The sequence below is a fragment of the Brachybacterium sp. AOP42-C2-15 genome, assembly GCF_052377065.1.
Classification (GTDB): Bacteria; Actinomycetota; Actinomycetes; order Actinomycetales; family Dermabacteraceae; genus Brachybacterium.
This window is the reverse complement of sequence record NZ_JBQSWK010000037.1, coordinates 24,092-31,173: the sequence shown is the minus strand read 5'-3', so window position 1 is coordinate 31,173 and position 7,082 is coordinate 24,092. Positions and strand designations below refer to the sequence as shown.

Below are 7,082 nucleotides of genomic sequence, written 5' to 3'. Positions count from 1 at the left end.
GCCGTGCAGTCTCCGCCGGGCATTGCCCGGCCCTCGCTCCCGTGCCAACCTTGTCCCATGTGCCGCAACATCAGGCCCCTCCACAACTTCGCGCCCGAGGCCACCTCCCAGGAGGTGCACGATGCCGCGCTGCAGTACGTGCGCAAGGTCAGCGGGATGACCAAGCCGTCTCAGGCGAACACCGAGGCATTCGAGCGAGCGGTCGCCGAGATCGCGCATGCCACCGAGCATCTGCTGGCTGAGCTGGTGACCGCCGCCCCGCCGAAGGACCGCGAGGAGGAGCGGGAGAAGGCCCGGGCCCGGAATGCCAAGCGGTTCCCGCAGAGCTCCGTGCAGACCACCCCGCAGCCCGCCGCATCCTGAGGCGGGCGGCCGCCGGGCCGTCGGCTCCCACCGCGGGTCACTGCCCCTCGAACCCCGGCGCCCGCTTCTCCAAGAACGCCGCAGCACCTTCGGCCTTGTCCTGCGTCGTGTAGAGCAGCGTCTGCGCGAGCTGCTCCAGCAGCAGTCCCGTCCGCTGATCCGCGTCCGCTCCCGGACCGACGACCAGCTTCGCGAGTCGGATCGCGAGCGGGCCCTTGGCGAGGATGCTCGCCATGATCTCCGCGGCCGTGGGCAGCAGTTCCGCGGCGGGCACCACCGTGGTGACCAGGCCGTAGTGCTCCGCCTGCTCGGCGGTCAGGGCTCGGCCGGTGAGGATCATCTCGAGCGCTCGGCCGACGCCCACCAGACGGGAGAGCCGCTGGGTGCCGCCGGCGCCGGGCAGCACCCCGAGCCCCACCTCGGGCAGGCCCATGCTCGCGTTCTCCGCGGCGATGCGGATGTCACAGCTCATCGCGAGCTCCAGGCCGCCGCCCATCGCGACACCGTTCAGGGCGGCGATCGTGGGCTTCGGGAAGTCCTGGATCCGGTCGAAGAGCTTCTGCATCGTGGCAGCCAGCCCGTCGACGGTCTTCCAGGCGGCGAGCTCGGAGATGTCCGCCCCGGCGGCGAAGGCCTTCGGGCCGCTGCCGGTGATGATCACCCCGCGCACGGCGTCGTCGGCCGCCCAGGCATCCAGCGCCTGGGCGATCTCTGCCTGCATGGTCGCGGTGAGGGCGTTGCGCTGCTCCGGGCGGTGGAGCGTGATCGTCCCGATCGGGCCTGTCACCTCGGCGCGGATCGTCTCGAAGGTGCGGGGCTGCTGCTCGGTCATGCTCGCCTGCTCTCTGCGTCGGTGGTGAGATCGCGGGGTGGGCTCAGGCCATGGTGAGCCCGCCGGAGACGGACAGGGTCTGACCGGTGATGTAGCCGGAGGCGGGGGAGGCGAGGAAGGCGACGGCGTTCGCGAGATCCTCCGGCTGAGCGAGACGGCGCAGCGGGATCGCCCGCTCGAGCGATGCACGCAGTGTCGGGCTGTCCTCGGAGATCGAGGCGAACAGCGGGGTGTCCGCCGGGCCGGGGCACACCACGTTCGCGGTGATGCCGGCGCGAGCGCTCTCGCGGGCGAGCGTCTTGGTGAACGCGACGATCCCGCCCTTGCAGGCCGAGTACACGGCTTCGCCGCTCGAACCCACCCGGGCGGCGTCGGACGCGATGTTCACGACGGTGCCGTGGCCCTGCTCCGTCATCACTCGCACCACCGACTGGCAGCAGTGCAGGGTGCCGTAGAGGTTGATGCCGATGATGCGATCCCAGAGCGCGGGATCCTGCTCGAGGAACGGGCCGACCTTGTCCCAGCCGGCGTTGTTGACCAGCACGTCGATCCGGCCGAAGCGTTCTATGACCTGGGTGGTCATCGCATCCACGCTCACGCGGTCGGAGATGTCGACCGGGACGGCGAGGGTGTCGCCGCCGAGCTCTGCGGCGACGCGCCGGGCTGCGGTCTCGTCGAGATCGGCGACGACCACGATGGCCCCGTCGGCCGTGAGCCGGGTCGCGATCCCCTTGCCGATGCCGCTCGCGGCGCCGGTGACGATGCAGATCCGCCCGGTGAGGTCCTGGTCGTTGGTGGCGGGAGCTGGGGGCTGTGTCATGACGATTCTCCTCGGGTCAGGGGTGCGTTCATGGGGCGAGCTCGCGGTCCACGCTGTGGCGGGCGATGACGAGCTTCATGATCTGGGCGGTGCCGTCACCGATCTGGAGCCCGAGCACGTCGCGGAGGCGCTGCTCGATCGGCCGGTCGGTCAGGTAGCCGTACTGGCCATGGCTGAGCAGGCACTGGTGGATGACGTCGTAGGCCGTCTTCGGCGCCCACCACTTGCACATCGCGGCCTCTTTCGTGTGCGGCAGTCCGGAGTCCTTCAGCCAGAGGGTCTTCTGACAGAGCAGCCGGGCGGCCTCCAGCAGGGTCTCCGCCTCGGCCAGCGGGAACGCCACCCCCTGGAAGGAGCTCAGCGGACGGTCGAAGGCCATGCGCCCGCTGGTGTACTCCCAGGTCTCCTCGAGGGTGACCTGGGCGGCGCCGATCACCTGCAGGCCGATCAGAGCGCGGGAGAAGTCGAACCCCTGCATGACCTGGGTGAACCCCGTGCCCAGCTCTCCCAGCAGGTTCTCCTCGGGGATCCAGGTGTCGGTGAACTCCACCAGCCCGCGGCCCACGGCTCTGGTCCCCATGTCGGGGGCGACGCGGCGCTCGGTCCCGCCGCGGTCCAGCTCCACCAGGAAGGCGCTGATGCCACGGCCGCGGCGTCCCTCCTCGGTCCGAGCGAAGACCACGGCGGCGCTCGCGTGCATCGCGAAGGACATGGATTTGGTGCCGCTGAGCACCCAGCCGTCGGCCTGGGGCCTGGCGGTCATGGAGGGGTTTCCGGCATCGGATCCGGCGCCCGGTTCCGAGAGTCCGATCGCCACGATGTCCTCGCCGCTGGTGATCCGGGGAACCCACCGTGCTGCGACCTCCCTGCGTGCGGTGCGCGCCAGGATCTGGCCGACGAGGGAGCCGATGACCTGGACGTAGGCGACGGTGAGGTCGCCCCGCGCGATCTGTTCGGTGAGCATTCCGGTGGTGAGCGCGCGCTCGCTGCGGCCGCCGAGCGCCGTCGGGAGCTCCGGGGCGATCAGCCCGCGTGCCCCCATGAGCAGGCGCAGCTCCGGCTCGATGATCTGGTTCTTCTCTCGCTGGGGGTAGTCGGGGGCGATCTGAGCGGCGACCTCGGCGGCCGCGTCGATATAGCCCTGCATCGCGTCGTCGATGACGAAATCCATGAGGCCTCCTGGGGCTTCGGGCTGGAGTGAAAGGAGCGGTGAGCTACGTGAGGTCGCCGAGCAGGTCGGGGTAGTGGCTGCGATGTTCGGGGCGGATCGCGGTGGAGAGGAGGAGGGCGGTCTGGGTGCGGAGGAACTCCTCGAACGTCATCCGCGGTGCGAAGTACCAGTGCTTCAGCGCCCAGGAGTGGGCCACTGTGAGCAGGTCATAGGAGTACAGCTCGGCGTGGACGGGGCGGAGCAGCCCCTGCCCGATGGCGGCGTCCACGGCGCTGCGCAGGGGTTCGACAGTGCGGATCTCCAGCTCCTTGACGACCGCCCGCCCTGCCTCATCCAGGGTGTTCGACTCGCGATAGGTGAGCATCACCGCCTGGCGGTTCTCCCGGATGACGGTGCAGTAGGCGGCGAAGGCGCCGGCGATCTGGCGGACCGGATCGTCTTCGGGTTTCAGTGCCTCCGAGAGGAGCCGCCCCATCTCGTCGAGCACCCCTTCGGTGACGGCCTGCACGAGCTCCTGCTTGTTCGCGAAGTACCGGTAGATCAGGCCGACGGAGACGCCGGCCGCGGCGGCGATCGACTGCATCGAGACCGCCTGCGAGCCGCTCCGCTCCATCAGCGGGACGGCCGCGTGCAGGATCTGCCGTCGGCGCGCATCGGACCTGGCGGCGCGGGCGGCCTCCTCCGGAGCGATCGCTGTGTCAGCGCGGAGCATGACCTCCCCTTCGGTGGGTGAGCGAGCTGGGTGAACATCATTCATCAGAAATGAATGGTGATTCACTGACGAGTCTGGCGCGGTCGGGGCGGCACGTCAAGGGGTGGGGATGGCTGACTCGAGTGCGGGGGTCTGCTGCTGCTCGTGGAGCGCACCGGGAGGGATGTGCACGTTGTTGCGTCTTTTTCAGAGTCGGCGTTGAGGAATTGTGGGCTGCGGGATGTGGTCAGATTCCGATATTTCTGAGTGGTGGGCAGATGTGGGCCTGGCCATGGCTGTTGGTTGTCACCGTTCCTCCACAGCGCCTGGTTGTCCACATTCTTATCCACAGCGTTAGGGGGCCCGCCAGAGTTATCCACAGGGATGGAGGGGTGCTGGTTCTGCGATTCGAACCTCCGTACGATCGAGGCATGGACGCGAAGATGCCGAACGACGATGGGGACAGCCCCGGTGGGGCCGAGCCCCGCCATGGTGCTGCCTCGCCGTCAGCGGACGTCCTGAGCTCCGTCGCCACCCAGTACGCAGATATCGATGCGAGTGGACCCGCGCGGGTACTGCTGGCGCAGGTGCTCGCCGCGACGCTCGTGGCCTTCACCGATACCCGCGCGGTTCGCGATCCGCTGCCAGAGACGGCACCCGGCTCCCCGGAGGAAGCACTGGCCGTCCTCGCGGGGCTCGACCATCTGCGCGCCTCTCTCGCCGCGGTGGATGCCACCTGGCAGGTCGCCGCGGAGCAGCGGATCCGCGCGGCCGATCAGGGCCGCGGGATCCCTGCGTCGAAGCAGGGCAAGGGGGCGAACCAGGAACTCGGCCTGGCACGTCGGGTCTCGCCGGCCGCCTCGGCCTTCTCGCTCGCCTCGGCGCGGCGTCTCACCCAGCACATGCCCGGCATGGTCGACAGCCTGTGGGAGGGCTCCGTCGCCGAGCAGCAAGCCTCCGTGGTGGCAGCCGCTCTCGCGGGGGCGAGCCCCGACACCTGTGCACGGATCGACGAGATGATCCAGGAGAACCCCCATCTCTTGGAGGGGAAGGGCAAGAAGCGCCTCCGCTCAGACATCGACAAGCTGATCCAGAAGCTCGAGCCCGAAACTTCCCGTGCACGTGCGGAGCGCGCTGCCCGGGCCCGGCACGTGACGATGACTCCGCTGGCAGATGGGATGGCGCGCGTGACGGCCGTGCTGCGCGGGATCGACGCCGCTGGCATGATGCGTGCGCTCGCCGCCAAGGCCAGGTCCTTGAAAGCTGCGGGGGATCGGACCCCGACCCCGGCCCTTGAGGCAGATCTGATGGTCGACGTCATCCTCCACCCGCACCCGCACCCGCACCCGCACCTGCACCCGACTGAGTTGCAAGAGCGGAGTTCCTCCGACTCCCAGGAGCGAACTTCCGAAGAGTCTCCGGATCACGGCGACGCCCAGTCTCCGGCACCGACGACCTCGGCACCCCGCCAGCCTCGCCCGACCCCGAATCTCGACATCGGAATCGTCATCACCGATACCGCTCTGCTGGGCCGTGATGGAGATGCCGAATGCGCACAGCTCGAGGGATACGGGACGATCCCTGCCCACATCGTGTCCGACACTCTGTTGGGCAGGCCTCCTGGCCAGGTGCAACCAGCCGCTGAACTCCACCCCGACGACGAGGTCTCCGCGGTGTTCCGCCGTCTCTACACCAGCCCCCGCACAGGCGAGCTGGTCGCGATGGAGTCCCAGGCGAGAGCATTCCCTGCAGGCCTTGCGAGGATGATTCGATGGCGGGACACGACCTGCCGTACGCCCTGGTGCAACGCTGTGATCCGCCAGAGCGACCACGTCATCCCGTATCACCGCGGCGGGCCCACCAGCTTTGCGAACGGCCAAGGCCTGTGTGTGCGCTGCAACCTGCTCAAGGAGCTCGGGCTGTGGGTGCTCACGGCTGTCACGTCAGTGGAAGGTGACGATATCGGGGACGTGGATGGCCGCGTCGCGACGACAGCGATCACGCCGAATCCCGTCACACCGAGCCGTGTCGAACCGAACCCTGCCGAGCCCATCCGTGTCAGGCCGAGTCCCGTCGAACCGAGCCCTGCCGAGCCCATCCGTGTCAGGCCGAGTCCCGTCGAACCGAGCCCTGCCGAGTCGAGCCCGAGGCCGCAGGCAGCACCGCGAACGCGGGGGACGGCGGCATCGCAGCGAGAGAACTCTTGGCCCTCGCAGTCACCGCCGGCCGCCTGGATCTGGACCAGTCCACATGGCGCACAGGGCATCTCTCCGACACCGCCGCTGGTGGCCCCGCATACATCGACGGCTGAGGACAGACCCTCCGATGAGGGCGGCTCGGACCAGCCGAAGGGCCAGGCGGCAGACCCACCTGATGCGCCCGGGCCCGCATCTCCGGCGTGAGCGCGGGACGCTTGCACGTCGTCCGGCCACGTCCCGGTGTCGCCTACTCGCCGACGCTCACCACTCCCAGCTCATAGGCCCGGATGACAGCCTGGACGCGGCTGGGCACATCGAGCTTGAGAAGGATCCGGCCGAAGTGTGCTTTGACCGTGGACTCGCTCAGGTGCAGCGTCTGGGCGATCTCCGAATTGGTGAGACCTCGACCCACCAGGAGGAACACCTCACGCTCGCGCTCGGACAGCAGCGAGAGCTGGTCCTCCACCTCACGGCTCGTCGGCCCGGGAAGATGCGGCACCGCGAGCTCGATCAGCTTTGCCGTCACCCGCGGTGAGATCACCGCATCGCCGGTCTGCACCGTGCGCACTGCGGCCACCAGCTCGTCGGGCCGGGTGTTCTTCAACAGGAACCCGGCTGCGCCTGCCTGCAATGCCCCGAAGGCGAACTCGTCGCGATCGTAGGTGGTCAGCACCAGCACTCGGACGTCCGGCACCGCGACCGAGAGCTGCTTCGTGGCCTCGATGCCGTCCATCCCGGGCATGCGCACATCCATCAGCACCACATCGGGCAGGAGCTGGCGGGCCGTGCGCACGGCTTCCATGCCGTCGGACGCCTCGCCCACGACCTCGATATCGGGTTGGGCATCGAGCACCAGGCGCAGCCCGTACCGGATGAGCTCCTGGTCATCGACCAGCAGCACACGGATGCTCGCAGCCGCATCGGCCGGGCCAGCCACGCCAGCCACGCCAGCCACGTCAGCTGCCGCAGCCGCGTCAGCAGGGTCGGCTCCGTCTGCCATGGCAGTC

The 7,082-nt window shown here is 69.1% G+C and carries 7 protein-coding genes; 2 read left to right on the top strand and 5 right to left on the bottom strand.

Annotated features, from left to right (window positions below; genetic code table 11):
* Positions 1-57 precede the first annotated feature (57 nt).
* Positions 58-363, top strand: coding sequence for a DUF2277 domain-containing protein (locus tag ACT3SQ_RS16155; protein WP_441446229.1), 306 nt, complete (start codon positions 58-60; stop codon positions 361-363).
* A gap of 37 nt (positions 364-400) precedes the next feature.
* On the opposite strand, the gene ACT3SQ_RS16150 is transcribed toward ACT3SQ_RS16155, so the two are convergent.
* The 4 genes from ACT3SQ_RS16150 to ACT3SQ_RS16135 are packed head-to-tail and all read right to left on the bottom strand — an operon-like array spanning position 401 to position 3,898.
* A complete protein-coding gene (locus ACT3SQ_RS16150) occupies positions 401-1,195 on the bottom strand; it encodes an enoyl-CoA hydratase/isomerase family protein (RefSeq protein ID WP_441446230.1) in 795 nt (264 codons plus the stop codon).
* A 43-nt stretch (positions 1,196-1,238) separates the two neighbouring features.
* The gene (locus tag ACT3SQ_RS16145; RefSeq protein WP_444601386.1) at positions 1,239-2,015 is read right to left on the bottom strand and encodes an SDR family NAD(P)-dependent oxidoreductase; all 777 of its coding nucleotides are present in this window, start codon (positions 2,013-2,015) and stop codon (positions 1,239-1,241) included.
* A gap of 28 nt (positions 2,016-2,043) precedes the next feature.
* The gene (locus ACT3SQ_RS16140) at positions 2,044-3,186 is read right to left on the bottom strand and encodes an acyl-CoA dehydrogenase family protein (protein WP_444601385.1); all 1,143 of its coding nucleotides are present in this window, start codon (positions 3,184-3,186) and stop codon (positions 2,044-2,046) included.
* Between the two features lie 43 nt (positions 3,187-3,229).
* Positions 3,230-3,898 (bottom strand): TetR/AcrR family transcriptional regulator, encoded by a 669-nt coding sequence (locus ACT3SQ_RS16135; protein ID WP_444601384.1) that lies wholly within the window; start codon positions 3,896-3,898, stop codon positions 3,230-3,232.
* 410 nt (positions 3,899-4,308) lie between these two features.
* On the opposite strand from ACT3SQ_RS16135, the gene ACT3SQ_RS16130 reads away from it, so the two are divergent.
* Positions 4,309-6,279, top strand: a complete 1,971-nt coding sequence (locus tag ACT3SQ_RS16130; RefSeq protein WP_444601383.1) for a DUF222 domain-containing protein — start codon at positions 4,309-4,311, stop codon at positions 6,277-6,279.
* Positions 6,280-6,322: 43 nt separating this feature from the next.
* Here ACT3SQ_RS16130 and ACT3SQ_RS16125 read toward each other — a convergent pair whose 3' ends face one another.
* Positions 6,323-7,075 carry a response regulator transcription factor gene (locus tag ACT3SQ_RS16125; protein ID WP_444601382.1) on the bottom strand — a complete coding sequence of 251 codons (753 nt, stop codon included), beginning with the start codon at positions 7,073-7,075 and terminating at the stop codon, positions 6,323-6,325.
* Positions 7,076-7,082: the final 7 nt, after the last annotated feature.

What these genes read in the sequence shown, in the direction of transcription:
- ACT3SQ_RS16155 (WP_441446229.1), top strand. Translation starts at nt 58, where the DNA reads ATGTGCCGCAACATCAGGCCCCTCCACAACTTCGCGCCCGAGGCCACC.
- ACT3SQ_RS16135 (WP_444601384.1), bottom strand. Translation starts at nt 3,898, where the DNA reads ATGCTCCGCGCTGACACAGCGATCGCTCCGGAGGAGGCCGCCCGCGCC.
- ACT3SQ_RS16140 (WP_444601385.1), bottom strand. Translation starts at nt 3,186, where the DNA reads ATGGATTTCGTCATCGACGACGCGATGCAGGGCTATATCGACGCGGCC.
- ACT3SQ_RS16125 (WP_444601382.1), bottom strand. Translation starts at nt 7,075, where the DNA reads ATGGCAGACGGAGCCGACCCTGCTGACGCGGCTGCGGCAGCTGACGTG.
- ACT3SQ_RS16150 (WP_441446230.1), bottom strand. Translation starts at nt 1,195, where the DNA reads ATGACCGAGCAGCAGCCCCGCACCTTCGAGACGATCCGCGCCGAGGTG.
- ACT3SQ_RS16145 (WP_444601386.1), bottom strand. Translation starts at nt 2,015, where the DNA reads ATGACACAGCCCCCAGCTCCCGCCACCAACGACCAGGACCTCACCGGG.
- ACT3SQ_RS16130 (WP_444601383.1), top strand. Translation starts at nt 4,309, where the DNA reads ATGGACGCGAAGATGCCGAACGACGATGGGGACAGCCCCGGTGGGGCC.